Raw genomic sequence first — 23,403 nt, forward strand, 5'->3', positions numbered from 1 at the left:
ACCTCACCTCAATGCCTTTGCCGGGAGCTACAGATGCAAGCGATGACAACCGACGAGCCCGCTTCAACTGTCTCGTTTTTGCAACTGACGGACCTGTTGCGTCGCATCTTTCTGGCGCACGGAACATCGGCGCAGGTGGCGCAAGTGCTTGCTGAAAACTGCGCAAGTGCCCAGCGCGATGGCTCGCACAGCCACGGCATCTTTCGAATCCCCGGCTACCTGTCTTCGCTGGCCAGCGGCTGGGTGGACGGCAAGGCCGTACCGGTTGTCGAGGATGTGGCGACCGCTTTCGTGAGGGTCGACGCCGGCAATGGCTTTGCCCAGCCGGCGCTGGCGGCGGCCAGATCGCTGCTGATCGATAAGGCGCGCAATGCCGGAATTGCAATCCTGGCAATTCGCAACTCTCACCATTTCGCGGCGTTGTGGCCGGATGTCGAGCATTTTGCCGAGCAAAATCTGGTTGCCTTGAGCATGGTCAACAGCATGACCTGTGTCGTGCCTCACGCTGCGCGTCAACCCTTGTTCGGCACCAACCCTATTGCCTTCGCGGCGCCGCGTGCCGGTGGCAATCCGATCGTCTTTGACCTGGCAACCAGCGCCATTGCCCACGGCGATGTGCAGATAGCCGCTCGTGAGGGGCGATTGCTGCCCGAAGGGATGGGGGTCGATCACGCCGGATTAGCCACCCGCGACCCTCGCGCCATTCTCGATGGCGGTGCGCTTTTACCTTTTGGCGGGCACAAGGGGTCTGCGCTGTCGATGATGGTCGAGCTGCTGGCGGCAGGGCTTACGGGTGGCAACTTCTCGTTCGAATTCGACTGGTCGGCGCATCCCGGTGCGCAAACACCCTGGACAGGCCAGCTGCTTATCGTCATTGACCCCGACAAAGGCAGCGGTCAGCACTTTGCCGAGCGCAGCGAAGAGTTGGTGCGACAGCTTCATGGGGCAGGGCAAGAGCGTCTACCGGGTGATCGACGTTACCTTGAGCGGGCACGCTCCATGGCCCAGGGAATTCCTGCTAGCCAGGCTGATCTCGAACGGTTGCAAGGGCTGGCAGGCAAGTGAGCGAGTTACATATTCGCTGACCATTCGTCGCGATGAGTCTTGTGCAAGGGCGCTTATCTAAATACTGTATGCATGAACAGTAAAGAACGAATGAGGTCTGTCATGTCCCTTGACTCAGTACAAAGCCAGGTTGCCCAACCCCATCGCACGCTCTCTGCAATGAACGAAATGCAGCGAGAAGATTTCCTGAGGCTGGCAGCTGCGTTGCGCCAGTTCAATGCCTACGAGCCCGAGGTTTCGATCGCCATCGCAGCTGCCCGTTCCGGGTCCGATTATCGGCAGATTGGTACAATGGAATAGGTTGTCAGTTTTCGGTCGCGGCAAGTCCCGTGTTGATCATGAGTATATGAAGCGTATATGATTCATATATTCAATGTGAGGTGAAACATGGGTCTGGTAAAAATTTCTGAACACATGCACGCCAATCTGCGCTCTGCCAGTGTCGCGCTCAGCCGCTCCATCAATGCGCAGGCGGAGCACTGGATGCGTATCGGCATGCTCGCTGAACTGCATCCCGCACTCGATTACAGCGAAATCTGCCAGATGCTGATTCGCATCGAAAACACAGGTGACACTGTATTGACGACTTCTGCCTTCAATGTTTCAGAGCTCTCCGACTCGCGCCGTTCCAAGGCAGCCTCATGAGCAATGCTATCGGCATCAAGACCGAACAGGACCTCGTGCAGTTGCGTATAGCCGGAAGGCTGGCGGCTGATGTACTTGCGATGATCACGCCTTACGTCAAGGCGGGTGTCAGCACTGAAGCGCTCGATGACATCTGCAACGGGTACATCGTCAAAGAGCTGAAAGTGATCCCTGCGAATGTTGGCTATCACGGCTTCACCAAAACCACCTGCATCTCACCCAATGCTGTGGTCTGTCACGGCATACCCTCGGCCAAGGATATTCTGAAGGATGGCGACATCGTCAATATCGACGTCGCAGTCATCAAGGACGGCTGGTACGGCGATACCAGCCGCATGTATCTGGTGGGTGAGGTCAGCCCTCTGGCAAAGCGTCTCGTCGAAACGACCTATGAGGCGACCCGCGCGGGTATTCACGCGGTTCGTCCAGGTGCAACGCTGGGGGACATCGGTTATGCCATCCAGAGCGTCGCACACCGTGAAGGCTTCAGCGTGGTTCGCGAATATTGCGGGCATGGCATTGGCCGCAAGTACCACGAAGAGCCGCAGATTCTGCATTACGGCACTCAGGGCAAAGGTTTGAGACTGAAAGAGGGCATGGTGTTCACCATCGAGCCAATGATCAATGCCGGCAAGGCAGGCACCAAAACGCTGGCGGACGGCTGGACCGTTCTCACCAGCGATCTTTCGCTGTCTGCGCAGTGGGAGCACATGGTCGCAGTGACCTCTAACGGTTTTGAATTGCTGACACCCTGGCCTGACGGGACGGGCGATTACCCTGCCATCTAGCCTGCTTGGAGGCGTCAAGTTGCACGCATGAATAATGGCCTTTTAAGGCCATTATTTTTGGATGGCAGAAGTGATCAATACTCCAGCGTCGACCTCTTCCAGCGCACTTGCGTGATGCCGAGGCTTTCGGCTTGCAAGGTGGCAATGCGCAACGGGCCTGCAGATATATTGCCACTGACCGTCCCGACGCCCGCATGCAGCGTCGCACAATGCAGTGCGTCATTTTGACAGAGTTGCCTTGTCTGATGCAGGAAGGATCGTGGCTCTCCATTAAACTGGTAATGGATTTCAAATTCCATTTGATGAATCATCGTTCGCTGCCTGAAGGTAGGTGTTGCGCCATATTGGATGGAACTGTCGATGGCATAGCCAGAATGAGAAAACTCTTTCAGCCGAACACCACGCTCTTGTAGCTTAGGACGAAAAGCGTCGAGCTCAATGTTCAAGTTAACAGTTGTCCGATGAGTGGCCCGAGCGCCTATTCAAATGAATTGTCTTGGCGCTCGGGATCATCTTTATGGGCGTGGTTAGCCAGCATTTCGCCTATTTACATGACTTCAAATCAACCGGCCCGACAAAGTCGTTACCGCGTCCCATGACACAGGCAACTTGCTGGTTGCGTTGACGCTCCCATACCTGAGGAGGATAGGTCTTGTCCCAGGCCTCATACAGCTGTCGATCCTGACGAGACAAGCGCAGGTTATATTGCTTGCTCATGTAGAAATAGGTGCGAGCGATCATGCCGCGTATCGACGGCCTGGGCATGACCTTTTTGGCCTTGAAATCCACTTGGGTCAGGCATGAGCCATACTGACCCTTTTTCTCGGGAACCCAGCCAAAACTGAAGTTGCTACGGTCGCCGTTTACTTCGCCAATGCTGGGCACCAGGTTGTGCAGATCGGCTTCGGCACGTTTGTAGACAGCGTCATTTTTTGTGCAATTCTTGCGTCCGCCGTTTTGCCAGCATTGACGAAGGTGGCCGATCTGCCAGGCAGGCACGATATGCTCCCATTCAATTCGGCTGGCGCGCTTGGCGCTCTTGCGCGGAACATAGCCACAGCCGGCGAGGTCAACCCGCTTGCCCGAGTATTTGCAACCACAATAAAACTCGGTCGATTGCGGAGCGTACAGGCCCCAGGCGACTTTTTTTGCTTCGCTGAAGGTGCGCGGGGCGTCGGCCTGGGCTGTGAATGAAGCACTGATGAGCAGGGTGGTGCAAAACAGGGTAGAGAATCTAAACGTCATGCCGTCAATCTTCCTTCGGCAATGTCCAGAATATCTGTACGCCACCATCATCGCGCCAGGCGAGGGTGACATTATCGTTTTCGGCTATTTCTTCAAGGATCTGCGCCCAGTCGTCTTCCGACTCGTCAGGCTGACGAAAAAGCAGGGCGGCCCTGGATTTTTGCGCAGTCGGCGAGTTGATGATCTTCTGTACCCGTATACCCATGCGCTCGTAGGGGCCGGGAGTGGAGGGGGTCGCTGCGGTTTGTCTTGCCACGGAAAAAGTCCCTGAAGTTGCTGTACGGGCATACAGTATTTCAGTGTCGGATCTTTCGCAACTCCTATGTAAGATAAAGTGCCTGAAGTGGCACACTGCTCGTCTTGAGAACATTTCATAAAACATGAGGAATTACGCATGAATATCAAGTCACTCACATTCCCGCTGCTGGCTGCGGCAGCCTTGGTGTTGGCAGGGTGCTCCACACCCTCTGTCGTCACACTGCAGAACGGTACGCAGTATGTGACCAAAGACATGCCCAAAACCAAGACGCGGGACGGTTTTTATGAGTTCGAGGACATTTCCGGCAAGACAATCCGTATAAAGGCTGACGACGTCGCTACGGTCAGGCCAGAAAACTGATTGAGCCTGTCAGGCATACAGTAAGGCTGATCGCTCTCGTTCGGCACGAGGCGCGATCAGTCAGACAGATTTCATTTCCAGTGGATTGACAAAGTCTGCGGCTTTTTTCATAGTTCGCTCCTCGCAAACGTTTGCGTGTCGATGCCTGGCGTCGGCCCTGCGTCGTTCGCCCGAAAAATAATCACAAGATCGGAGATGAACTCATGAAGCTGCCATTCGCTGGACGCCTTCTCGCTGTCGCCATGTTTGCTGCCGTTACGGCGGTAATGCCCCTCTCTGCTGCATTTGCCCAGACCCCGGAAAAACCCAAGGTCGCGCTGGTGATGAAATCACTGGCTAACGAATTTTTCCTGACCATGGAAGACGGCGCAAAGGCCTACCAGAAAGAACACGCCAACGAATTCGATCTGGTCTCCAACGGGATCAAGGACGAGTCCGATACTTCTGCCCAGATCCGCATCGTCGAACAGATGATTGTTTCCAGGGTTGATGCACTGGTGATCGCGCCTGCCGACTCCAAGGCACTGGTCCCAGTGCTCAAGAAAGCCACGGATACCGGTATCAAAGTCGTCAACATCGACAACCAGCTCGACCCTGACGTGCTCAAAAGCAAGCAGCTGCAAATCCCGTTCGTAGGGCCTGACAACCGCAAGGGTGCTGAGCTGGTAGGCGATTACCTGGCTAAAAAACTGACCGCGGGCGATGAGGTGGGCATCATCGAAGGCGTGTCGACCACCACCAACGCCCAGCAGCGTACCGCCGGGTTCAAGGACGCCATGGATAAGGCGCAAATGAAAGTAGTGTCCACGCAGTCCGGCAACTGGGAAATCGACAAGGGCAACGCGGTCGCCTCTGCGATGCTTAACGAATACCCGAACCTGAAGGCTTTGCTGGCCGGCAACGACAGCATGGCGTTGGGTGCGGTCTCTGCCGTGCGTGCGGCAGGCAAGGCTGGCAAGGTCATGGTTGTGGGCTACGACAACATCAATGCAATCAAGCCGATGCTCAAGGATGGTCGTATTCTGGCCACGGCTGATCAGTTTGCCGCCAAGCAGGCTGTCTTCGGCATCGAAGCTGCGCTCAAACTGGTCAAGGGCGAGAAGGTCGACACCAACGAGAAAGGCGTTATAGAAACGCCTGTAGAACTCGTTACCCAACCTTGATCCACGCCGCGTAAAAAAGGCGTCCGTCCCTGAACAGGCGGGCGCCGGGAGAAATGTATGTCAGCGTCTGCTCAGACAGCTGTTCTTTCGGTCAGTGGCATCGGTAAAACCTACGCGCAACCCGTACTCGGTGACGTCGACCTGACGCTCATGCGGGGTGAAGTGTTGGCCCTGACCGGGGAAAACGGTGCCGGTAAAAGCACCTTGTCGAAAATCATCGGTGGGCTGGTTGCGCCGACCACCGGGCACATGGAGTATCAAGGGCAGCCTTACGCACCGACGAATCGCACCCAGGCAGAAAAACTTGGTGTGCGGATGGTCATGCAGGAGTTGAACCTGCTGCCGACCCTGACCGTTGCCGAAAACCTGTTTCTTGATAATCTGCCGCGCCGCGCTGGCTGGATCGACCGCAAGCGCCTGCGCGAAAACGCGATCAAGGCAATGGCCCAGGTAGGGCTGGACGCAATTGATCCCGATACGCTGGTGGGTGAGCTGGGTATCGGCCATCAGCAGATGGTTGAAATTGCCCGCAACCTGATCGGCGACTGCCACGTTCTGATCCTTGACGAACCCACTGCCATGCTCACCTCGCGTGAGGTAGAGATGCTCTTTGAGCAGATCACGCGTCTGCAGGCTCGCGGTGTCTCGATTATCTATATCTCCCACCGCCTCGAAGAGCTCGCCAGGGTTTCCCAGCGCATTGCAGTGCTGCGTGACGGAAAACTGGTGTGCGTCGAGCCCATCGCTCGCTACAACAGTGAACAACTGGTCACTTTGATGGTTGGCCGCGAGCTGGGCGAACACATCGACATGGGGGCTCGGCAGATTGGCGAAGTGGCGCTGTCGGTCAAGGGGCTCAGCCGTGTCGGCAAAGTCGAAGATGTATCGTTCGACGTGCGACGCGGTGAGATTTTCGGTATTTCCGGGCTGATCGGTGCCGGGCGAACCGAACTGCTGCGTCTGATCTATGGCGCTGACGTTGCCGACAGCGGTGCAATCGAAGTCGGCCAGCCGTTGCAAAAGGTCGCCATTCGCTCGCCATCTGATGCCGTCGAGCACGGCATTGCCCTGATCACCGAGGACCGCAAGAGCGAAGGCCTGCTGATGTCGCAATCCATCAGCGCCAACATCGCCTTGGGCAACATGCACTCCATCTCTCGTGCAGGCCTGGTGAATGCTGATGAAGAGCTGAAGCTGGCACAGCGACAAGTCGCGGCCATGCGCATTCGCAGTTCAAGCCCGACCCAACTGGTGTCCGAGCTGTCGGGTGGTAATCAGCAGAAGGTCGTGATCGGTCGCTGGCTGGAGCGTGATTGCCCGGTAATGCTGTTCGATGAACCGACCCGCGGCATCGATATCGGCGCCAAGTTCGATATTTACGCACTACTCGCTGAATTGACCCGTCAGGGCAGGGCGCTGGTAGTGGTGTCCAGCGATCTGCGCGAACTGATGCTGATCTGCGACCGTATCGGCGTATTGTCGGCCGGCCGCATGATCGACACGTTCGAACGTGATAGCTGGACCCAGGACCAATTGCTTGCCGCTGCCTTTGCCGGTTATCAGAAACGTGATGCGCTGCTCAATGATGCAGCGCCCAGGAACGACTCATGAAAAATACGCCTTCCCCGACGCTGACAGTGCCGGCCCGCCGCGGCGGCAATTATTTCGGCCTTGGAACCTATATAGGTCTGGCTGGCGCACTGCTGGTCATGATTGTGCTGTTTTCCATTCTCAGCGATCACTTCCTGTCGTATCAGACGTTCAGCATGCTGGCCAATCAGATCCCTGACCTGATGGTGCTGTCTGTCGGCATGACACTGATCTTGATCATCGGTGGCATCGACCTGTCGGTCGGCTCGGTACTGGCGCTGGCTGCATCGGCGGTCAGTGTGGCTATCCTGGGGTGGGGCTGGAGCGTGTTTCCGGCTGCACTGCTGGGCATTGCCTGCGCGACCCTGGCTGGCACGATCACTGGTTCTATCACCGTGGCGTGGCGTATTCCTTCGTTCATCGTGTCCCTTGGCGTGCTGGAAATGGCCCGCGGTGCGGCTTACCAGATGACCAATTCACGCACGGCCTATATCGGCGATTCATTCGCATGGTTGTCCGATCCGATTGCTTTCGGTATCGCCCCGTCGTTCATCATTGCGCTGTTGGTCATCTTCATTGCTCAGGCAGTGCTGACCCGCACGGTTTTTGGTCGCTACCTGATCGGTATCGGCACCAATGAAGAAGCGGTGCGTCTGGCAGGCATCAATCCCAAACCCTACAAGATTCTGGTGTTTTCGCTGATGGGCATGCTGGCCGGTGTGGCGGCGCTGTTTCAGATATCGCGACTGGAAGCAGCAGACCCGAATGCCGGCGTCGGCCTTGAACTGCAAGTCATCGCTGCCGTGGTGATCGGTGGCACCAGTTTGATGGGCGGTCGTGGTTCGATCATCAGCACGTTCTTCGGCGTGCTGATCATCTCGGTGCTGGCTGCAGGCCTGGCGCAGATCGGGGCGACCGAACCGACCAAGCGCATCATCACCGGAGCGGTCATCGTGATCGCTGTGGTGCTGGACACCTACCGCAGCCACCGGGCACGGCGCCAGGGATGATATGGCCACCATCAAGGATGTAGCGGCGCTGGCAGGGATCTCGTACACCACGGTTTCTCACGTGGTGAACAAGACCCGGCCGGTGAGCGAGCCAGTCCGGCTCAAGGTCGAGGCCGCCATCGCGCAACTGGGCTACGTTCCCAGTGCGGTTGCGCGGTCGTTGAAGGCCAAGACCACGTCCACCATCGGCCTGCTGATTCCTAACGGAATGAATCCGTATTTTGCCGAGCTGGCCAGGGGTATAGAGGATTATTGCGAGCGCAACGGCTTTTGCGTGATCCTCTGCAACTCCGATGACAACCCGGAAAAACAACGCAGTTACTTGCGCGTGCTCCTGGAAAAGCGAGTGGACGGTCTGATTGTCTCGTCAGTGGCAGGTGATGCCAGTATTACTTCTGGCCTGACCGATGTACGGACTCCACTGGTGATCGTCGACCGCGAACTTGAAGGCATCGATGCCGACATGGTGCGCATCGATCACGAGCAGGGCGCTTATCTGGCGACCCGGCATTTGCTGGACCTTGGGCATCGGCATATTGCCTGCATCGGCGGCCCTGGCGAAAGCATGGTCGCTGGAATGCGCCTGGCAGGTTATCGGCGGGCCATGCAGCAGGCCTCTCTGGAAGTCTGTGAGGGTTGGGCAGTACACAGCGAGTTCACCAGTTCGGCCGGCCACGAAGCGGCGGTCCGGCTTTTGACCGGACATGCGCCGACAGCCATCTTTGCCGGCAACGACGTCATCGCCATCGGTGTGCTGCGTGCTGCCGCCGAGCGTTCGATTCGTGTGCCTCAGGACCTGTCGGTAATCGGTTTCGATGATATTCAGATGAGTCGTTACGTCTATCCGGCGCTGACCACCGTGGGGCAGTCGATCATGCAGTTGGGTGAAACCGCAGCCGAGATGCTGTTATGCAGAATCGCCGCTCCGCCCGGCGCAGCTGTCGAGAAACGACTTGTAAAGCCTTGTCTTGTAGTGCGTGAGTCCACGGCGCCGCCAAGCGCGCCGTCCCATGAATGATGCGCACGCCCAGTAATGAGTAAATAAGCCATGCAAGCAAAAATAGTGATAGTGGGCAGTCTGAACATGGATCTGGTGATCCGCGCCCAACGCCTGCCGCGCCCCGGCGAAACACTCAGCGGGGAAACGTTCGATACTGTGCCCGGCGGCAAAGGGGCCAATCAGGCCGTTGCGGCTGCGCGCCTGGGTGCCGGTGTGGCAATGATCGGTTGCGTGGGAGCCGACGCCTATGGAGAGCACCTGCGTGCCGCGTTGCTGGCCGAGAGCATTGACTGCCAGGCCGTTACGGTCGTGGAAGGCGTCTCTACCGGGATCGCTTCAATCGTAGTCGACGCCAACAGTCAGAATGCAATTGTGATCGTGGCAGGCGGCAACGGCCGCCTGACGCCTGCGCTGATCGAGCGTTTCGACGCACTTCTGGCAGGTTCCGAGATTGTTATCTGCCAGCTGGAAGTGCCGACCGAAACCGTTTTCCATACCCTGACCCGTGCTCACGCACTGGGCAAGACCGTGATTCTCAATCCAGCGCCCGCCAGTGAGCCGCTGCCCGAGAACTGGTACGGGCTGATCGATTATCTGATCCCCAACGAAAGCGAAGCGCAGACCCTTACCGGCGTGACGGTCGATTCGCCCGCAGCTGCCGAAAAAGCTGCCGCGACGATGCTGGCGGCCGGTGCGCGCAACGTCATCATTACCCTTGGCGAGCGTGGAACGTTGTTCGCTAGCGCCGACGGTGTGCAGCATATTGACGCACGTCGCGTGCAGGCCGTGGACACCACCGCCGCAGGTGATACCTTTGTCGGCGGTTTCGCAGCCGCGCTGGCAGCCGGGCAGAGTGAGTCGCAGGCCATTCTGTTTGGCCAGGCGGCGGCTGCCATCTCTGTCACCCGAGCGGGTGCACAGCCGTCCATCCCGACGTTAGGGGAAGTAAAGGAATTCATGTCGTTATGAAAAAAACACCGCTACTCAATATTGCCTTGTCCCGTGTGATCGCTTCACTGGGGCATGGCGACATCCTGATGATTGTAGACGCCGGAATGCCGGTGCCGCCGGGTGTCGAGCTGATTGACCTGGCGCTCACCCGTGGTGTGCCGGATTTCGTCAGTGTGCTGGATGTCGTGCTGAGCGAAATGCAGGTCGAAAGCCATGTTCTGGCCAGTGAAATGGCCGAGATCAAGCCGCCTGCCCTGCAGATCATCGAAAGCCTCAACCTAGATGATCAACTGGGTCAGCAACGCTGGATCAGTCATGAAGACCTGAAAGCCTTGAGCCGCACAGCCAAGGCGATCATTCGCACTGGAGAGTGTCAGCCGTACAGTAATCTGGCGCTGGTGTCCGGAGTGGTGTTTTAACTATTCAAGAAAGGGAGTTTCATATGAAGTTGATACAGTTTTCCAGGCAGTTAATTCGGGGAGCATTGCTGTTGTCCATCCTGAGTACCGCTGCTGTGCAGGCAGCAGAAAAGCGTGACCTGATCATCGATACCGACCCGGGCGCGGACGATGTCGTCGCGCTGCTACTGGCGCTGGCTTCTCCGCAAGAGCTGAACGTGATGGCCATCACGACCGTGGCCGGCAACGTGCGGCTGGACAAGACATCACGCAATGCCAGGCTGGCGCGCGAGTGGGCCGGGCGTGAGGAAGTGCCTGTGTATGCCGGAGCGCCCAAGCCATTGGTGCGCACGCCGATCTATGCCGAGAATATCCACGGCCAGGAAGGTCTGCCAGGCGTGCCTATCCATGAGCCCGCCAAGGGCCTGGCCGAAGGCAATGCGGTCGACTACCTGATCCGCACGCTGAGCAAGGCCAAGCCACACAGCATCACCATCGCCATGCTCGGTCCGCAGACCAACCTTGCGCTGGCATTGGTGCAGGCTCCCGAGATTACTCAGGGCATCAAGGAAGTGGTGGTCATGGGCGGTGCGCATTTCAATGGGGGTAATATTACCCCGGCTGCCGAATTCAATCTGTTCGCTGACCCGCATGCCGCGCAGATCGTTCTGGTCAGTGGCGTGAAGCTGACTTACGTGCCGCTGGACGTGACCCACAAGATCCTCACCAGCGAACAACGACTCAAGCAGATCGCCGCGTTGAACAACAACGCCGGCAAGCTGGTGGACGGGATTCTCAATGAATACGTGAAGCTGGACATGGAACACTATGGGTTGCCCGGTGGCCCGGTTCACGACGCCAGTGTCATTGCCTGGTTGCTCAAGCCTGAGCTGTTTACCGGTCGGCAAATCAATGTCGCGATAGATACGCGCGAAGGCATCGGCTTCGGTCAGACCGTCGCTGACTGGTACGGCACCCTCAAGCAGCCGCAGAATGTGTTCTGGGTCGAAAATGGCGACGCTCAGGGCTTCTTCGATCTGCTGACCGAGCGTCTGGCGCGATTGAAGTGATCATGCCGTCTTGATGATCGGTATCAGGCAGGCAGTTTCGCTGCCCCGTACCGGCTCAATACCTGAGTGACAAAGGCGCGGGCACCCTCGGTGCCCAGTTCCTTGATCAGCAGATCGACTGCAATGATCATCAACTCTTCCGGGTTTCCCGGGCTGTGCGAGCATTGGCCTTGAGGCCACTTGGCTTTTATGTCCGCGTCTATGGATATGGCTGTCATGGTGTCTTATCTCCAGTGAAAGGTCCCGCATGACGCTGTGCGCTTCCCGGCGCTTGCGTCACTGGCAGTAAACCATTCCAGACGCGTTTTGACACTCCTACTTACATATAACGCTCATAGTCCTGATCAATAACGGGCCGGGTAAACGTTTTGTGACGATTTGATCGCGCACCTGGCGTGATGCCAAGGCAGACTCATGACCTTGCCAGATCAACCGCTTACTGATGGCCTGCGGGATACGGTGTGCAACCAACGCGTTTGAATGCGGTCGGACCAGGTCTGGAAATGTTTATTGGCAGAGGAGGGTGTATGCCCCGGAAATTCGCAACATTGTGTTTTGTCGTATTGGCGTCAGTGCTGGCAGGGTGCAGCAGTACGACATCCGCGCCGAGTGCCGAAGCGTCCGCCAAGGCGCCAGCGCCAGCCAGCACCGCTATACCGGGCCGCTGTGACGCAGAGTCTGGGCAGTTCGCCATCGGCAAGCAGGCTTCTATCGACCTTCTGTCGCAAGTGCGCGCTCGTACCGGGTCGCAGGATGCACGCATTCTCGGGCCTGACGACATGGTCACGCTGGAATACCGATCCGAACGGGTGAACGTCAATACCGATGCTGCGGGAAAGGTGACACGCATTAATTGCGGCTGAGGCGATGCTTTACTGGCGCGCATAAAAAACCCCGTCAGTGACGGGGTTTTTTTGCGTAGGGTGAATCAGTCAACGCGGACTTGTTCTGCTTGCATGCCTTTCTGGCCCTTAGCAGCAACAAAAGAAACGGTCTGACCTTCTTTCAGGCTTTTGAAACCGTCGCTTTCGATCGCTTTGAAGTGTACGAACAGGTCGTCACCGCCACCCTGTGGAGTGATAAAGCCGAAGCCTTTTTCATCGTTGAACCATTTTACGGTGCCGGTTTGGCGATTAGACATGGTGTATCTCCAGAAACATAATTTTCAATAAGCGTGCTGCTCAGGCCAACTGGGCACACGGCCCTATCATAGTCGAAATGAGCAAAAAAACAGCTACTCTGTCGAGCACTTTAGTCAAAGGTCACTCACATTAAGCTCTTCATACTCTGAATGGGGCCTGATGGAGCCCTCTCCGAGCCCCTGGCTTGCGTATTCCTGGTGCGTCAAAGGCCTGATTTAAAAGGCTTTAAGCCAAGCCGGGGTTCAGGGTCGCAAGCACTGGAAGTGTCGATTTCGCCCCGGCCAAAAAAAGCGATTATTTTGTTCCGGTGCAGTTTTCGGTGACCAGTTTCTGCAGTTTTGCAGTCAGCGCGGCAGGTACTGCAGCTTTTGTATCACTGAGCGAGGCGATCTCCTTGTCGGTAAAATGGCTGTCGATCTGCTTCGCTGCGCATTCGCAGTGGGCTTTGGCGGTCTTGTCATCCAGCTTCTGTTGCTTGGCAGACGCCACACACTCTGTGGTGAAAGTGTTGCGTGTTGCACCGTCCATTTCTGCGTGGGCGCTCACTGAGCCAAAGGCCGCGCTCAGGGCGAGGAGGGATGTCAGATATGAAAGCTTCATGGTGTTCTCCTTTTTTGCTGGACAAAAACGTGCATAGGTTTAGATGACTTCTGACGTCTGTCAGCCCCACCAGTTCAGGTCACCTGTTATTTACGCCTGATTTACGCTGATGTGCATCGGCAGCTCTCCGGCTGTGTTAGGATGCGCGTCCTGTTATTTTCAAGTGCTCCTTAGTCAGCGGTCTTCAGGCTGATGGTTTTCCAGTGCGGCACGCAGGTTTTTTCGTACATTCCAGTCATCTGGTTCGGTTCAAGGTTGGCCGCAAGGCTCCTGCCACTGTGAGGCAGGCATACCACCGAATCACGTACTGGCTCATCCCAACCCACGTGACCTTTGGTAGGGGTCACCACTAGGAGAGGAGGCGCCATGCCAACTATTACTCTTCCCGACGGCAGTCAACGTTCATTCGATCATGCGGTTTCCGTAGCCGATGTCGCGCTTTCAATCGGCGCAGGGCTGGCCAAGGCCACCGTTGCCGGTAAAGTCGACGGTAAGCTCGTCGATGCCTGCGACCTGATCGAAAACGATGCCAGCCTGCAGATCATCACCCCCAAGGATCAGGAAGGACTGGAAATCATCCGTCACTCTTGCGCCCACCTGGTCGGGCATGCGGTCAAGCAGTTGTATCCGACTGCAAAAATGGTCATCGGCCCGGTGATCGATGACGGCTTTTATTACGATATCGCCTATGAGCGCCCGTTCACGCCTGATGACATGGCGGCGATCGAGCAGCGCATGCAGCAGCTGATCGAGAAAGATTACGACGTCATCAAGAAAGTCACGCCGCGCGCCGAAGTGATCGAGGTATTTACCGCCCGTCACGAAGACTACAAGCTGCGCCTGGTCGAAGACATGCCGAACGAGCAGGCGATGGGCTTGTATTACCACGAAGAATACGTCGACATGTGCCGCGGTCCGCACGTGCCGAATACGCGCTTCCTGAAATCCTTCAAGCTGACCAAGCTGTCCGGTGCCTACTGGCGCGGCGATGCCAAGAATGAGCAATTGCAGCGTATCTACGGCACCGCCTGGGCAGACAAGAAGCAACTGGCTGCCTACATCCTGCGCATTGAAGAAGCCGAAAAGCGCGACCATCGCAAGATCGGCAAGCGTCTTGGCCTGTTCCATACCCAGGAAGAAGCGCCGGGCATGGTCTTCTGGCATCCGCAGGGCTGGACCCTGTATCAGGTGCTTGAGCAGTACATGCGTAAGGTGCAGCGTGAGAATGGTTACCTCGAGATCAAGACTCCGCAAGTGGTCGATCGCTCGCTCTGGGAAAAATCAGGGCACTGGGCCAACTACGCCGACAACATGTTCACTACCGAGTCCGAAAACCGCGATTACGCCATCAAGCCGATGAACTGCCCTTGCCACGTGCAGGTGTTCAATCAGGGCCTGAAGAGCTACCGCGAGCTGCCGATGCGCCTGGCCGAGTTCGGTGCCTGTCACCGTAACGAGCCGTCGGGTGCCCTGCACGGCATCATGCGTGTGCGCGGGTTCACTCAGGACGACGCGCATATCTTCTGCACCGAAGATCAGATGCAGGCCGAGTCCGCCGCATTCATCAAGCTGACGCTCGATGTCTATGCCGATTTTGGCTTCAAGGACATCGAACTCAAGCTATCCACCCGTCCTGAAAAGCGTGTGGGTTCCGACGAATTGTGGGATCGTGCCGAGTCGGCTTTGGCCTCTGCGCTTGACAGCGCTGGCCTGCCTTACGATCTGCAGCCTGGTGAAGGCGCGTTCTACGGTCCGAAAATCGAGTTTTCACTCAAGGACTGCCTTGGTCGGGTTTGGCAGTGCGGCACGCTGCAGCTGGACTTCAATCTGCCAATCCGCCTGAACGCCGAATACGTTTCCGAAGACAACAGTCGCAAGAATCCGGTCATGTTGCACCGTGCGATTCTCGGTTCCTTCGAGCGTTTCATCGGTATTCTGATCGAGCATTATGAAGGCGCGTTTCCGGCGTGGCTGGCGCCGACGCAGGCAGTGATCATGAATATCACTGACAAACAGGCCGATTTTGCCCTTGAAGTGGAAAAAACTCTGGCCGAAAGCGGGTTTCGTGCCAAGTCCGACTTGAGAAATGAAAAGATCGGCTTTAAAATCCGTGAGCATACTTTGCTCAAGGTTCCTTATCTCCTCGTGATTGGAGATCGGGAGGTTGAAATGCAAACTGTCGCTGTGCGTACACGTGAAGGCGCTGACCTTGGTTCGATGCCGATCGCCCAATTCGCTGAATTTCTCGCACAAGCGGTTTCCCGGCGTGGTCGCCAAGATACGGAGTAATTATTATTAAGCGTGAAATGAGACAAGATAAACGAGCTGCACCCAAGGCCCCGATCAATGAAAATATCTCGGCCCGCGAGGTTCGTTTAATTGGCGCTGACGGCGAGCAGATTGGCATCGTCTCGATTGATGAAGCGCTTCGTATAGCCGAAGAGGCGAAGCTGGATCTGGTAGAGATTTCTGCCGACGCACTTCCTCCGGTCTGCCGTGTGATGGATTACGGCAAATCGATCTTCGAGAAGAAGAAGCAGGTTGCTGCAGCGAAGAAAAACCAGAAGCAGATCCAGGTTAAAGAAATCAAGTTTCGTCCAGGGACGGAGGAAGGGGATTACCAGGTAAAACTACGCAACCTGGTACGTTTCCTGAGTGACGGGGACAGGGCCAAGGTATCGTTAAGATTCCGCGGTCGTGAGATGGCCCACCAGGAGCTGGGTATGGAGCTGTTGAAGCGGGTTGAAGGTGACTTGCTCGAATACGGTTCCGTCGAACAGCATCCTAAGATGGAAGGACGCCAGCTGATCATGGTCATCGCCCCGAAAAAGAAGAAATAACCACCAGGGCACGGCAGGCCTTGCGGTTATATTTATCAACTGAATGCGGAGTATCCGAACATGCCAAAGATGAAGACTAAAAGTGGTGCAGCTAAGCGGTTTTTGAAAACTGCTAACGGCATCAAGCACAAACACGCTTTCAAGAGCCACATCCTGACCAAAATGTCGACAAAGCGTAAGCGTCAACTGCGCGGTAGCAGCTTGCTGCATCCGTCTGACGTGGCAAAAGTCGAGCGCATGCTGCGCCTTCGTTAATTTTGATCAAGATATAGAGGAAGTAACTCATGGCTCGTGTAAAGCGTGGCGTCATTGCCCGTAAGCGTCACAAAAAAATTCTGAAACTTGCAAAAGGCTACTACGGCGCGCGTTCACGCGTATTCCGTGTTGCCAAGCAAGCGGTAATCAAGGCAGGCCAATACGCCTACCGTGACCGTCGTCAGAAAAAACGTCAGTTCCGCGCTCTGTGGATCGCTCGTATCAATGCTGGTGCTCGTGTTAACGGTCTGTCCTACAGCCGTTTCATTGCCGGCCTGAAAAAAGCGTCCATCGAGATCGACCGTAAGGTTCTGGCTGATCTGGCAGTGAACGAAAAAGCGGCGTTTGCTGCGATTGTCGAGAAAGCTAAAGCCACTTTGGCCTAAGTCCCCGACAATCACTGGTTCCGGTCTCCGGGGTTGGTGTTAAACGTCATAAATAGGGGAAGAGCCTAAAGCTCTTCCCCTATTTTGTATCTGGAGTCTGTACATGGAAAACCTGGACGCGCTGGTCGCTCAAGCTCTTGAGGCTGTGCAAGGCGCCGAAGATATCAATGCCCTGGAGCAAATCCGGGTTCACTACCTCGGCAAGAAAGGCGAGTTGACTCAGGTGATGAAGACCTTGGGGAACCTGCCCGCTGAAGAGCGTCCGCAAGTCGGCGCGCTGATCAACGTTGCCAAGGAGCGTGTCACAGAGGTCCTCAATGCGCGCAAGGCGTCGTTCGAGCAGGCAGACCTTACTGCCAGACTCGCCGCCGAATGCATCGACGTGACCCTGCCGGGCCGTGGTCAGACCTCCGGTGGTCTGCACCCGATCACCCGTACTCTGGAACGCATCGAGCAGTTCTTCACACACATTGGCTACGGCATTGCCGAAGGCCCGGAAGTCGAAGACGACTACCACAACTTCGAGGCGCTCAACATCCCTGGCCATCACCCGGCCCGGTCGATGCATGACACCTTCTATTTCAATGCGAACATGCTGTTGCGCACCCATACCTCGCCGGTACAGGTCCGCACCATGGAATCGCAGCAGCCGCCGATCCGCATTGTCTGCCCTGGCCGTGTGTACCGCAGCGACTCCGATATTACCCACTCGCCGATGTTCCACCAGATCGAAGGTCTGCTGGTTGATCGCGACATCAATTTTGCTGACCTGAAAGGCACCATCGAAGAGTTTCTGCGGGTGTTCTTCGAAAAAGAACTGGCCGTGCGCTTCCGTCCTTCGTATTTCCCGTTCACCGAGCCTTCGGCAGAAGTGGATATGGAATGCGTGATGTGCAGTGGCAAAGGCTGCCGTGTCTGCAAACATACCGGCTGGCTGGAAGTCATGGGCTGCGGCATGGTTCACCCCAACGTCCTGCGCATGTCCGGCATCGACCCTGAAGAGTTTCAGGGTTTCGCGTTCGGCATGGGTGTAGAGCGTCTGGCCATGCTGCGTTACGGCGTCAATGATTTGCGCCTGTTCTTCGACAACGATCTGCGGTTCCTCGCGCAATTTCGCTAAGTCGTAACGAACCTTTCAGGAGAGCAGGATGAAATTCAGTGAACAATGGCTGCGCGGCTGGGTAAGCCCGCAGGTTTCTCGCGACGAGCTGGTTGCTCGTCTGTCGATGGCCGGTCTTGAGGTTGACAGCGTGACGCTGGCCGCCGGCGTTTTCACCGGCGTAGTGGTGGGCGAGGTGCTGAGCACCGAGCAGCACCCTGATGCCGACAAGCTTCGCGTGTGCCAGGTCAGCAATGGCAGCGAAACCTTTCAGGTCGTCTGCGGTGCGCCAAACGTGCGCCCGGGCCTGAAAATCCCGTTCGCCATGATCGGTGCCGAGCTGCCGGGCGACTTCAAGATCAAGAAAGCCAAACTGCGTGGCGTCGAGTCCAACGGCATGCTGTGTTCCGCTGCCGAATTGCAGGCCGGTGAAGGCAATGATGGCCTGATGGAGCTGGCGGCTGATGCGCCGGTCGGTCAGGACATTCGTGTCTATCTGGGCCTAGACGACGCCAGCATCGAAGTTGATCTGACCCCCAATCGGGGCGACTGCCTGTCAGTGGCTGGCCTGGCTCGTGAAGTAGGCGCGCTGTACGCCGCTGAAGTGGCGCGTCCGCAGGTTGCCGCTGTTGCAGCTGTGCATGATGAGGTACGTCCGGTCGAAGTATTGGCGCCGGCTGCCTGCCCGCGCTATCTGGGTCGCGTTATTCGTAATGTCGACCTGTCGCGTCCGACTCCGCTGTGGATGGTCGAGCGCCTGCGTCGCTCCGACGTACGCAGCATCGACGCGGCTGTCGATATCACCAACTATGTGATGCTGGAACTGGGTCAGCCTCTGCATGCGTTCGATTTGGCTGAAATCAATGGCGGGATCCGCGTTCGCATGGCCGAGGAGGGCGAGAAGCTCGTTCTGCTCGACGGTCAGGAAGTCAGCCTGCGTGCTGACACACTGGTCATCGCCGACCACCAGCGCGCATTGGCTATTGCCGGCGTGATGGGTGGCGAACACAGCGGCGTGACGTCAGGGACCCGCGATATCTTCCTGGAAAGCGCGTTCTTCGACACCATCTCGGTAGCTGGCAAGGCGCGTTCCTACGGCCTACACACCGATGCCTCGCATCGTTTTGAGCGTGGCGTTGACTGGCAACTGGCCCGTGAAGCCATGGAGCGCGCCACCGGCCTGCTGCTGGAAATCACTGGTGGCGAAGTCGGCCCTGTAATTGAAGTGACCAGCGAGCAGCACCTGCCTTCGATTGCGCCGGTTACGTTGCGCGCCAGCCGAGTCGAGCAGATGCTCGGTCTGGTTATTGAAAACGCTGAAATAGAACGGCTGCTGACGGGGCTTGGCCTGACAGTGTCTGCCGAAACCGATGGTCAGTGGCGTGTCGACGTGCCAAGTCATCGTTTCGACATCAGCCTTGAAGTCGATCTGATCGAAGAGCTGGCGCGTCTGTACGGCTACAACCGTCTGCCGGTTCGATACCCGCAAGCCCGTCTGGCACCTCAAGCCAAGGCCGAGGCCAAAGGCGATCTGCCAGAGCTGCGTCGTCTGCTGGTTGCTCGCGGTTATCAGGAAGCGATCACCTACAGCTTCATCGACCCGAAATGGTTCGAACTGTTTACTCCAGGTGCCAAACCTCTGCTGCTGGCCAATCCCATCTCCAATGACATGGCCGCCATGCGCGCCTCTTTGTGGCCCGGTCTGGTGAAAGCTCTGCAGCACAACCTGAATCGTCAGCAGGATCGCGTTCGCATGTTCGAAAGCGGTCTGCGCTTCGTCGGTCAGCTTGATGGCTTGAAACAAGAGCCGATGTTGGCAGGTGTGGTGTGCGGCAGCCGCCTGCCGGAAGGCTGGGCACAAGGTCGCGATGCGGTCGATTTTTTCGACGTCAAGGCCGATGTCGAAGCGGTTTTGGGTTTTGCCGGCGCGCTGGGGGAGTTCACTTTCACGCCGGGCCAGCATCCTGCCTTGCATCCAGGCCAGACTGCACGCATCGAGCGCGATGGTCGTGAAGTCGGCTTCCTGGGCGCCATCCACCCTGAGTTGTCAAAAAACCTGGGTCTGGATCGTCCGGTGTTTGTCTTCGAGCTGGTGCTGGCAGAAGTTTCGACAGGCCGTCTGCCGAAATTCCACGAGTTGTCGCGCTTCCCTGAAGTGCGTCGTGACCTGGCGTTGCTGGCCGATCGTGACGTTTCAGCCAGTGCCGTCATGGACGTAATCCGTGAAAATGCAGGCGAGTGGCTCACAGACCTCAGGTTATTTGATGTTTACCAGGGTAAAGGCATTGATCCACATAGAAAAAGCCTCGCAGTCGGCTTGACCTGGCAGCATCCATCGCGCACTCTTAATGACGATGAGGTAAACGCAACGACACTTGCTATCCTCACCTCGCTAGAGGAGAGGTTAAACGCCACGTTAAGGAAGTAGCGTATGGGGGCTCTGACGAAAGCTGAGATGGCCGAACGTCTGTACGAAGAGCTGGGCCTGAATAAACGGGAAGCCAAGGAATTGGTCGAACTGTTTTTTGAAGAAATCAGGCACGCTCTGGAAGATAACGAGCAGGTGAAGTTGTCAGGTTTTGGCAACTTCGACCTTCGAGACAAGCGCCAGCGGCCTGGGAGAAATCCAAAGACCGGTGAAGAGATTCCAATTACGGCGCGCCGTGTGGTCACCTTTCGTCCAGGGCAGAAGTTGAAAGCCCGAGTTGAGGCATATGCTGGAACCAAGTCATAACGACGAGCTGCCGCCCATCCCAGGCAAACGCTACTTCACCATCGGTGAGGTCAGCGAGCTCTGCGCGGTAAAACCGCACGTTCTGCGTTATTGGGAGCAGGAGTTTCCTCAACTCAACCCCGTCAAGCGACGCGGAAACCGCCGTTATTATCAGCGTCAGGACGTGCTGATGATCCGTCAGATCCGCGGGCTGCTCTACGATCAGGGCTTCACCATCGGTGGCGCCCGACTTCGCCTTACCACCGGAGAACCGAAAGACGATACCCAGCAGTACAAGCAGATGATTAGGGAGATGATTGCCGAGCTGGAAGACGTACTGGTCATGCTCAAGGCGTAATTGATCAGCCAGGATACTTCCAAAATTCAAATGCTTAGGGTATATTTCTCAACGTTTTCGCAAGTTGCAAAACAGATACACGCCTAGTCGGGGCGTAGCGCAGTCCGGTAGCGCACTAGCATGGGGTGCTAGGGGTCGAGTGTTCGAATCACTCCGTCCCGACCATATTTTGTTAAGGGGATCAGTCACTTACGGTGCTGATCCTCTTTTTAATTTCCGGCCTGCGCAAAACTTGCGCAAAACTAATTCGAAAACTGGCTGATGTCGAGGTCGGGAACTGCCTCTGACCAGACGATTTCGGCGTGGTCTTTCTGGTAGTTTTTCGTCATGTCCTCGCTCGCATGCCCTGCGATCTTTTGCCCGTCCTTTCCGGCTTTCTTGTATAGGTGCAGCGACAGTGCCCGCACTTCATGAAAGCCCGGCATTTCCTCGTCACTCCAATCCGCGTAGCACCCAGCATCCTCTCGCGCTGCCTTGAACGCGCGTGTCAAATATCGCTCTTCGATCTTCGTCCAGTTGTCCTTGGTCTGGGCCTGCTTTTGCTTCAGGCGCTCCGGGCGCCGGTGAACGAGATAGGGCGAAGCCACGTTGTCCCGGCACCGACTGATGACAGCCTGCAACTCTGGCGTCACTCGGAATCGAATCCAGGCTGCGTCACTGGCCTTGGCCGTCTTCTGCTGGATGACATACAGAAAGCCTTCCCGCACGTCCTCAAACTTCATGTCCAAAATGTCGGTTCGGCGCTGGGCTGTGATCAGTGCCAGATCGATCGCGTTCCGTAGCCAGGTCGGCGACTTCTCGCGAATCAGTTTCAGCCCCTCGACGGTATGGCGCTTGCGCTGTTTCTTTTCGATACGGTTGATGGTGCTGGCCGCAGGATTGTCCGGGCACAAGCCTTTAGCAGCGGCATGATTGAATATGTCGATGAGCAGAGCTCGGCACTGATTCGCGGTACGCGGCGTCAGTTCGTCGAGCATCACGGCAACCATGCGAATGCTGATCTGATCTACGGCCTTGCCTTCAAACGCTTTCCGGAATCGCCGAAAGTGAACCGCGTACAGCTGAAGCGTTCCTTTCGCCAGTTCCCTCGGCGGCAGCACGGTTTCTTCATAGTGATCAAGGAGGCCAGCAAACGATTCAGAGGTCACGCCCAGTACCGTTTCGACCAGATCGGCCCCTGATGAATGCCAGATTCAGTTGCTTGGCCGCGTCGACCGCTTTGACTCGGTCGGTCCCAAACTGAAACCACTTGCCGTCAGTCGGCCTGCGATATCGATAGGTTCCGCGCCGGTCGTCCATGTACAGATTCTGGGGCAGGCCCTTATTTGATTTGTTGCGCGGCCGGGGGACCATCATGCAGCTCCTTTCAATACCATCGCTATCAGGTCATTTCCTGCTGCTTTGTTGTAGGCGGCCCAGTCGATATACCAGAGCTTGCCGATTTGCTCACCTGGGAGCTGGCCGTTGCGGATGTAATTTCGGATCGCTTGGGGGCACGGTGGCGTGCCGTTCTCGCCCCAGCGCCGACGCTGAAACTCACTGATCTTGATCAGCTCTTTTCTCATTTCTTGGCTCCGGGCCGCGCTGGCGGCGGAAGGGGTTAATCGATCTGGTAATAGACGTAGCAGTCCACGCCTTGCTCTTGCAGCGACTTGTGCATCGCCTGCACGCCAGCGCTGTGCTGGCTGCCTTGGCCCGGCCAAGGCGTAGCGAGGTGAATGCCCTGCCGGTGATGACCGTGCCGTTTCTGGACGTAGCCAGGCAGCTTGCTTATCGACGCTGCTCGCATGCCTGGGATTGGGATAACCACTCGATCAAGGTTGGCGCTGCCGCCATCGTTGGTGCATGCTGCTGCGGCTGCCTTACCGGCTTCAATGGCAATCGAGACCTTTGTGCCGAGCTCTGCAAGCTCCTCTTTGGTCATGGCGTCACCCGCTTGAACTCGACTACCCAGACCCACGGGTTTGCGTTCCAGTCGCCTCCGACGGATATCCAGAGCAGCTCGAACGATTTGCGCGGGTCAGCGCTGTATGTTTCGACCCCATCGACGTGCCACCACTCACCGGGTTCGGCATGATCGGTGTAAAGCCGTACGCCTTCGGCTCTGGCCTGATCCTCGCTGATATCCTGCAACCGCTCGACGCGCACGTCGGTGATTTCCAGCAGGATGCGGCTTGCCCAGCGCGGCATGTGGATGCTTTGAGTCCAGCCTGTTTATCCGCTTTGCGCAGGGCTGTTCATGCCGTGATCATGGTCTGGCTGCAACGTTCGGTAAGGGTGATGATGGCTGTGGTAGATCTTCGGATAAGGGCCGTCAGCGCGATAAATTGTTTGGTAGGTCACGCCAGGCGGGCCGGGTATGTCGGCACGGCCTTGCTGCGTATAACGGCCGTCAGCTACCTGAACTGGATGAACGTCTTGCCAGCTTTCGCGCACCCACAGTCGCTCACCGGGCTTTCCGTATGG

Annotated in this window: 29 protein-coding genes, 1 tRNA gene and 2 pseudogenes; 22 read left to right on the plus strand and 10 right to left on the minus strand. The window is 56.9% G+C overall.

Going from position 1 to position 23,403, the window contains the following annotated elements; all coding sequences use genetic code 11:
- Positions 1-33 precede the first annotated feature (33 nt).
- The 4 genes from ALO43_RS23960 (at position 34) to map (ending at position 2,498) form a co-directional block, all read left to right on the plus strand.
- A complete protein-coding gene (locus tag ALO43_RS23960; RefSeq protein WP_024669834.1) occupies positions 34-1,065 on the plus strand; it encodes an Ldh family oxidoreductase in 1,032 nt (343 codons plus the stop codon).
- Between the two features lie 102 nt (positions 1,066-1,167).
- Positions 1,168-1,365, plus strand: coding sequence for a hypothetical protein (locus ALO43_RS23965; RefSeq protein WP_005893496.1), 198 nt, complete (start codon positions 1,168-1,170; stop codon positions 1,363-1,365).
- Between the two features lie 87 nt (positions 1,366-1,452).
- Entirely contained in the window at positions 1,453-1,710 is a 258-nt protein-coding gene (locus tag ALO43_RS23970; RefSeq protein WP_005893494.1) for a ParD-like family protein, read from the plus strand.
- A complete protein-coding gene (map, locus tag ALO43_RS23975; protein WP_024690504.1) occupies positions 1,707-2,498 on the plus strand; it encodes a type I methionyl aminopeptidase in 792 nt (263 codons plus the stop codon). Before ALO43_RS23970 ends, map begins: the two co-directional genes overlap by 4 nt.
- Before the next feature lie 74 nt (positions 2,499-2,572).
- Here the strand turns inward: map and ALO43_RS23980 are convergent, their stop codons facing one another.
- The 3 genes from ALO43_RS23980 to ALO43_RS23990 form a co-directional block, all read right to left on the minus strand.
- The gene (locus tag ALO43_RS23980; protein ID WP_005893490.1) at positions 2,573-2,809 is read right to left on the minus strand and encodes a DUF6555 family protein; all 237 of its coding nucleotides are present in this window, start codon (positions 2,807-2,809) and stop codon (positions 2,573-2,575) included.
- A 232-nt stretch (positions 2,810-3,041) separates the two neighbouring features.
- Positions 3,042-3,743, minus strand: a complete 702-nt coding sequence (locus ALO43_RS23985; protein WP_024690502.1) for an endonuclease — start codon at positions 3,741-3,743, stop codon at positions 3,042-3,044.
- A 4-nt stretch (positions 3,744-3,747) separates the two neighbouring features.
- Positions 3,748-3,948 (minus strand): DUF1654 domain-containing protein, encoded by a 201-nt coding sequence (locus tag ALO43_RS23990; RefSeq protein WP_005893485.1) that lies wholly within the window; start codon positions 3,946-3,948, stop codon positions 3,748-3,750.
- A 189-nt stretch (positions 3,949-4,137) separates the two neighbouring features.
- Here ALO43_RS23990 and ALO43_RS23995 point away from each other — a divergent pair, with 189 nt between their 5' ends.
- From ALO43_RS23995 to ALO43_RS24030, 8 genes are all read left to right on the plus strand, one after another.
- The gene (locus ALO43_RS23995) at positions 4,138-4,362 is read left to right on the plus strand and encodes a YgdI/YgdR family lipoprotein (RefSeq protein ID WP_005893482.1); all 225 of its coding nucleotides are present in this window, start codon (positions 4,138-4,140) and stop codon (positions 4,360-4,362) included.
- 242 nt (positions 4,363-4,604) lie between these two features.
- A complete protein-coding gene (locus ALO43_RS24000; protein ID WP_371906488.1) occupies positions 4,605-5,525 on the plus strand; it encodes a sugar ABC transporter substrate-binding protein in 921 nt (306 codons plus the stop codon).
- A 57-nt stretch (positions 5,526-5,582) separates the two neighbouring features.
- Positions 5,583-7,136 carry a sugar ABC transporter ATP-binding protein gene (locus tag ALO43_RS24005; RefSeq protein ID WP_053480134.1) on the plus strand — a complete coding sequence of 518 codons (1,554 nt, stop codon included), beginning with the start codon at positions 5,583-5,585 and terminating at the stop codon, positions 7,134-7,136.
- A complete protein-coding gene (locus ALO43_RS24010) occupies positions 7,133-8,125 on the plus strand; it encodes an ABC transporter permease (protein WP_024669837.1) in 993 nt (330 codons plus the stop codon). Before ALO43_RS24005 ends, ALO43_RS24010 begins: the two co-directional genes overlap by 4 nt.
- A gap of 1 nt (position 8,126) precedes the next feature.
- Positions 8,127-9,143: a LacI family DNA-binding transcriptional regulator gene (locus tag ALO43_RS24015; RefSeq protein ID WP_005893473.1), complete on the plus strand. Its 1,017-nt coding sequence runs from the start codon at positions 8,127-8,129 to the stop codon at positions 9,141-9,143.
- 30 nt (positions 9,144-9,173) lie between these two features.
- The gene (gene rbsK / locus ALO43_RS24020; protein ID WP_024690499.1) at positions 9,174-10,094 is read left to right on the plus strand and encodes a ribokinase; all 921 of its coding nucleotides are present in this window, start codon (positions 9,174-9,176) and stop codon (positions 10,092-10,094) included.
- Entirely contained in the window at positions 10,091-10,495 is a 405-nt protein-coding gene (rbsD, locus tag ALO43_RS24025) for a D-ribose pyranase (RefSeq protein WP_005893469.1), read from the plus strand. Before rbsK ends, rbsD begins: the two co-directional genes overlap by 4 nt.
- Positions 10,496-10,518: 23 nt before the next feature.
- Positions 10,519-11,544, plus strand: a complete 1,026-nt coding sequence (locus ALO43_RS24030; RefSeq protein WP_005893465.1) for a nucleoside hydrolase — start codon at positions 10,519-10,521, stop codon at positions 11,542-11,544.
- 23 nt (positions 11,545-11,567) lie between these two features.
- On the opposite strand, the gene ALO43_RS29570 is transcribed toward ALO43_RS24030, so the two are convergent.
- Positions 11,568-11,762 (minus strand): hypothetical protein, encoded by a 195-nt coding sequence (locus ALO43_RS29570; RefSeq protein WP_005893462.1) that lies wholly within the window; start codon positions 11,760-11,762, stop codon positions 11,568-11,570.
- A gap of 309 nt (positions 11,763-12,071) precedes the next feature.
- On the opposite strand from ALO43_RS29570, the gene ALO43_RS24035 reads away from it, so the two are divergent.
- Positions 12,072-12,407, plus strand: a complete 336-nt coding sequence (locus ALO43_RS24035; protein ID WP_005893460.1) for an I78 family peptidase inhibitor — start codon at positions 12,072-12,074, stop codon at positions 12,405-12,407.
- A gap of 65 nt (positions 12,408-12,472) precedes the next feature.
- On the opposite strand, the gene ALO43_RS24040 is transcribed toward ALO43_RS24035, so the two are convergent.
- Positions 12,473-12,685, minus strand: coding sequence for a cold-shock protein (locus tag ALO43_RS24040; protein ID WP_002553156.1), 213 nt, complete (start codon positions 12,683-12,685; stop codon positions 12,473-12,475).
- Between the two features lie 295 nt (positions 12,686-12,980).
- Positions 12,981-13,286 (minus strand): hypothetical protein, encoded by a 306-nt coding sequence (locus tag ALO43_RS24045; RefSeq protein WP_005893458.1) that lies wholly within the window; start codon positions 13,284-13,286, stop codon positions 12,981-12,983.
- A 366-nt stretch (positions 13,287-13,652) separates the two neighbouring features.
- Between ALO43_RS24045 and thrS the strand changes: the two genes are divergently transcribed.
- The 9 genes from thrS to ALO43_RS24095 all read left to right on the plus strand — a co-directional run bounded on the left by thrS (position 13,653) and on the right by ALO43_RS24095 (position 21,102).
- Positions 13,653-15,575: a threonine--tRNA ligase gene (gene thrS / locus ALO43_RS24055; RefSeq protein ID WP_024690497.1), complete on the plus strand. Its 1,923-nt coding sequence runs from the start codon at positions 13,653-13,655 to the stop codon at positions 15,573-15,575.
- Entirely contained in the window at positions 15,575-16,126 is a 552-nt protein-coding gene (gene infC / locus ALO43_RS24060) for a translation initiation factor IF-3 (RefSeq protein ID WP_170855886.1), read from the plus strand. Before thrS ends, infC begins: the two co-directional genes overlap by 1 nt.
- A 60-nt stretch (positions 16,127-16,186) precedes the next feature.
- On the plus strand, positions 16,187-16,381 hold the full coding sequence (gene rpmI, locus ALO43_RS24065) for a 50S ribosomal protein L35 (protein WP_002553160.1): 195 nt from the start codon (positions 16,187-16,189) through the stop codon (positions 16,379-16,381).
- Between the two features lie 29 nt (positions 16,382-16,410).
- Positions 16,411-16,767: a 50S ribosomal protein L20 gene (rplT, locus tag ALO43_RS24070; RefSeq protein WP_002553161.1), complete on the plus strand. Its 357-nt coding sequence runs from the start codon at positions 16,411-16,413 to the stop codon at positions 16,765-16,767.
- Positions 16,768-16,870: 103 nt separating this feature from the next.
- Positions 16,871-17,887 carry a phenylalanine--tRNA ligase subunit alpha gene (gene pheS, locus ALO43_RS24075; protein ID WP_054998183.1) on the plus strand — a complete coding sequence of 339 codons (1,017 nt, stop codon included), beginning with the start codon at positions 16,871-16,873 and terminating at the stop codon, positions 17,885-17,887.
- Between the two features lie 28 nt (positions 17,888-17,915).
- On the plus strand, positions 17,916-20,294 hold the full coding sequence (pheT, locus tag ALO43_RS24080; protein ID WP_054998184.1) for a phenylalanine--tRNA ligase subunit beta: 2,379 nt from the start codon (positions 17,916-17,918) through the stop codon (positions 20,292-20,294).
- Positions 20,295-20,297: 3 nt separating this feature from the next.
- Positions 20,298-20,600: an integration host factor subunit alpha gene (gene ihfA, locus ALO43_RS24085; RefSeq protein ID WP_002553164.1), complete on the plus strand. Its 303-nt coding sequence runs from the start codon at positions 20,298-20,300 to the stop codon at positions 20,598-20,600.
- Complete coding sequence (locus tag ALO43_RS24090; RefSeq protein WP_005893448.1) at positions 20,581-20,937, plus strand: MerR family transcriptional regulator; 357 nt, start codon at positions 20,581-20,583, stop codon at positions 20,935-20,937. Before ihfA ends, ALO43_RS24090 begins: the two co-directional genes overlap by 20 nt.
- An 88-nt stretch (positions 20,938-21,025) precedes the next feature.
- A tRNA-Pro gene (locus tag ALO43_RS24095) sits at positions 21,026-21,102 on the plus strand.
- 77 nt (positions 21,103-21,179) lie between these two features.
- On the opposite strand, the pseudogene ALO43_RS24100 reads toward ALO43_RS24095, so the two are convergent.
- The 4 genes and pseudogenes from ALO43_RS24100 to ALO43_RS31915 form a co-directional block, all read right to left on the minus strand.
- A pseudogene (locus ALO43_RS24100) lies at positions 21,180-22,290 on the minus strand (tyrosine-type recombinase/integrase).
- Positions 22,290-22,502, minus strand: a complete 213-nt coding sequence (locus ALO43_RS24110) for a hypothetical protein (RefSeq protein ID WP_005753573.1) — start codon at positions 22,500-22,502, stop codon at positions 22,290-22,292. The pseudogene ALO43_RS24100 and the gene ALO43_RS24110 overlap by 1 nt, the downstream one beginning before the upstream one ends.
- 35 nt (positions 22,503-22,537) lie before the next feature.
- Entirely contained in the window at positions 22,538-22,861 is a 324-nt protein-coding gene (locus ALO43_RS24115) for a hypothetical protein (protein ID WP_024669844.1), read from the minus strand.
- Positions 22,858-23,403 (minus strand): annotated as a pseudogene (locus ALO43_RS31915) (hypothetical protein); the annotation flags it as partial. The gene ALO43_RS24115 and the pseudogene ALO43_RS31915, both read right to left, overlap by 4 nt.

This window comes from Pseudomonas tremae (assembly GCF_001401155.1).
GTDB lineage: Bacteria > Pseudomonadota > Gammaproteobacteria > Pseudomonadales > Pseudomonadaceae > Aquipseudomonas > Aquipseudomonas tremae.

What these genes read in the sequence shown, in the direction of transcription:
- ALO43_RS24010 (WP_024669837.1), top strand. Translation starts at nt 7,133, where the DNA reads ATGAAAAATACGCCTTCCCCGACGCTGACAGTGCCGGCCCGCCGCGGC.
- ALO43_RS24045 (WP_005893458.1), bottom strand. Translation starts at nt 13,286, where the DNA reads ATGAAGCTTTCATATCTGACATCCCTCCTCGCCCTGAGCGCGGCCTTT.
- ALO43_RS24040 (WP_002553156.1), bottom strand. Translation starts at nt 12,685, where the DNA reads ATGTCTAATCGCCAAACCGGCACCGTAAAATGGTTCAACGATGAAAAA.
- ALO43_RS23980 (WP_005893490.1), bottom strand. Translation starts at nt 2,809, where the DNA reads ATGATTCATCAAATGGAATTTGAAATCCATTACCAGTTTAATGGAGAG.
- ihfA (WP_002553164.1), top strand. Translation starts at nt 20,298, where the DNA reads ATGGGGGCTCTGACGAAAGCTGAGATGGCCGAACGTCTGTACGAAGAG.
- rbsK (WP_024690499.1), top strand. Translation starts at nt 9,174, where the DNA reads ATGCAAGCAAAAATAGTGATAGTGGGCAGTCTGAACATGGATCTGGTG.
- pheS (WP_054998183.1), top strand. Translation starts at nt 16,871, where the DNA reads ATGGAAAACCTGGACGCGCTGGTCGCTCAAGCTCTTGAGGCTGTGCAA.
- pheT (WP_054998184.1), top strand. Translation starts at nt 17,916, where the DNA reads ATGAAATTCAGTGAACAATGGCTGCGCGGCTGGGTAAGCCCGCAGGTT.
- ALO43_RS23995 (WP_005893482.1), top strand. Translation starts at nt 4,138, where the DNA reads ATGAATATCAAGTCACTCACATTCCCGCTGCTGGCTGCGGCAGCCTTG.
- ALO43_RS23965 (WP_005893496.1), top strand. Translation starts at nt 1,168, where the DNA reads ATGTCCCTTGACTCAGTACAAAGCCAGGTTGCCCAACCCCATCGCACG.
- ALO43_RS24090 (WP_005893448.1), top strand. Translation starts at nt 20,581, where the DNA reads ATGCTGGAACCAAGTCATAACGACGAGCTGCCGCCCATCCCAGGCAAA.
- ALO43_RS24015 (WP_005893473.1), top strand. Translation starts at nt 8,127, where the DNA reads ATGGCCACCATCAAGGATGTAGCGGCGCTGGCAGGGATCTCGTACACC.
- ALO43_RS24000 (WP_371906488.1), top strand. Translation starts at nt 4,605, where the DNA reads ATGTTTGCTGCCGTTACGGCGGTAATGCCCCTCTCTGCTGCATTTGCC.
- ALO43_RS24110 (WP_005753573.1), bottom strand. Translation starts at nt 22,502, where the DNA reads ATGAGAAAAGAGCTGATCAAGATCAGTGAGTTTCAGCGTCGGCGCTGG.
- rbsD (WP_005893469.1), top strand. Translation starts at nt 10,091, where the DNA reads ATGAAAAAAACACCGCTACTCAATATTGCCTTGTCCCGTGTGATCGCT.
- rpmI (WP_002553160.1), top strand. Translation starts at nt 16,187, where the DNA reads ATGCCAAAGATGAAGACTAAAAGTGGTGCAGCTAAGCGGTTTTTGAAA.
- ALO43_RS23985 (WP_024690502.1), bottom strand. Translation starts at nt 3,743, where the DNA reads ATGACGTTTAGATTCTCTACCCTGTTTTGCACCACCCTGCTCATCAGT.
- ALO43_RS29570 (WP_005893462.1), bottom strand. Translation starts at nt 11,762, where the DNA reads ATGACAGCCATATCCATAGACGCGGACATAAAAGCCAAGTGGCCTCAA.
- thrS (WP_024690497.1), top strand. Translation starts at nt 13,653, where the DNA reads ATGCCAACTATTACTCTTCCCGACGGCAGTCAACGTTCATTCGATCAT.
- ALO43_RS23960 (WP_024669834.1), top strand. Translation starts at nt 34, where the DNA reads ATGCAAGCGATGACAACCGACGAGCCCGCTTCAACTGTCTCGTTTTTG.
- ALO43_RS23990 (WP_005893485.1), bottom strand. Translation starts at nt 3,948, where the DNA reads ATGGGTATACGGGTACAGAAGATCATCAACTCGCCGACTGCGCAAAAA.
- ALO43_RS24005 (WP_053480134.1), top strand. Translation starts at nt 5,583, where the DNA reads ATGTCAGCGTCTGCTCAGACAGCTGTTCTTTCGGTCAGTGGCATCGGT.
- map (WP_024690504.1), top strand. Translation starts at nt 1,707, where the DNA reads ATGAGCAATGCTATCGGCATCAAGACCGAACAGGACCTCGTGCAGTTG.
- ALO43_RS24030 (WP_005893465.1), top strand. Translation starts at nt 10,519, where the DNA reads ATGAAGTTGATACAGTTTTCCAGGCAGTTAATTCGGGGAGCATTGCTG.
- rplT (WP_002553161.1), top strand. Translation starts at nt 16,411, where the DNA reads ATGGCTCGTGTAAAGCGTGGCGTCATTGCCCGTAAGCGTCACAAAAAA.
- ALO43_RS24115 (WP_024669844.1), bottom strand. Translation starts at nt 22,861, where the DNA reads ATGACCAAAGAGGAGCTTGCAGAGCTCGGCACAAAGGTCTCGATTGCC.
- ALO43_RS23970 (WP_005893494.1), top strand. Translation starts at nt 1,453, where the DNA reads ATGGGTCTGGTAAAAATTTCTGAACACATGCACGCCAATCTGCGCTCT.
- ALO43_RS24035 (WP_005893460.1), top strand. Translation starts at nt 12,072, where the DNA reads ATGCCCCGGAAATTCGCAACATTGTGTTTTGTCGTATTGGCGTCAGTG.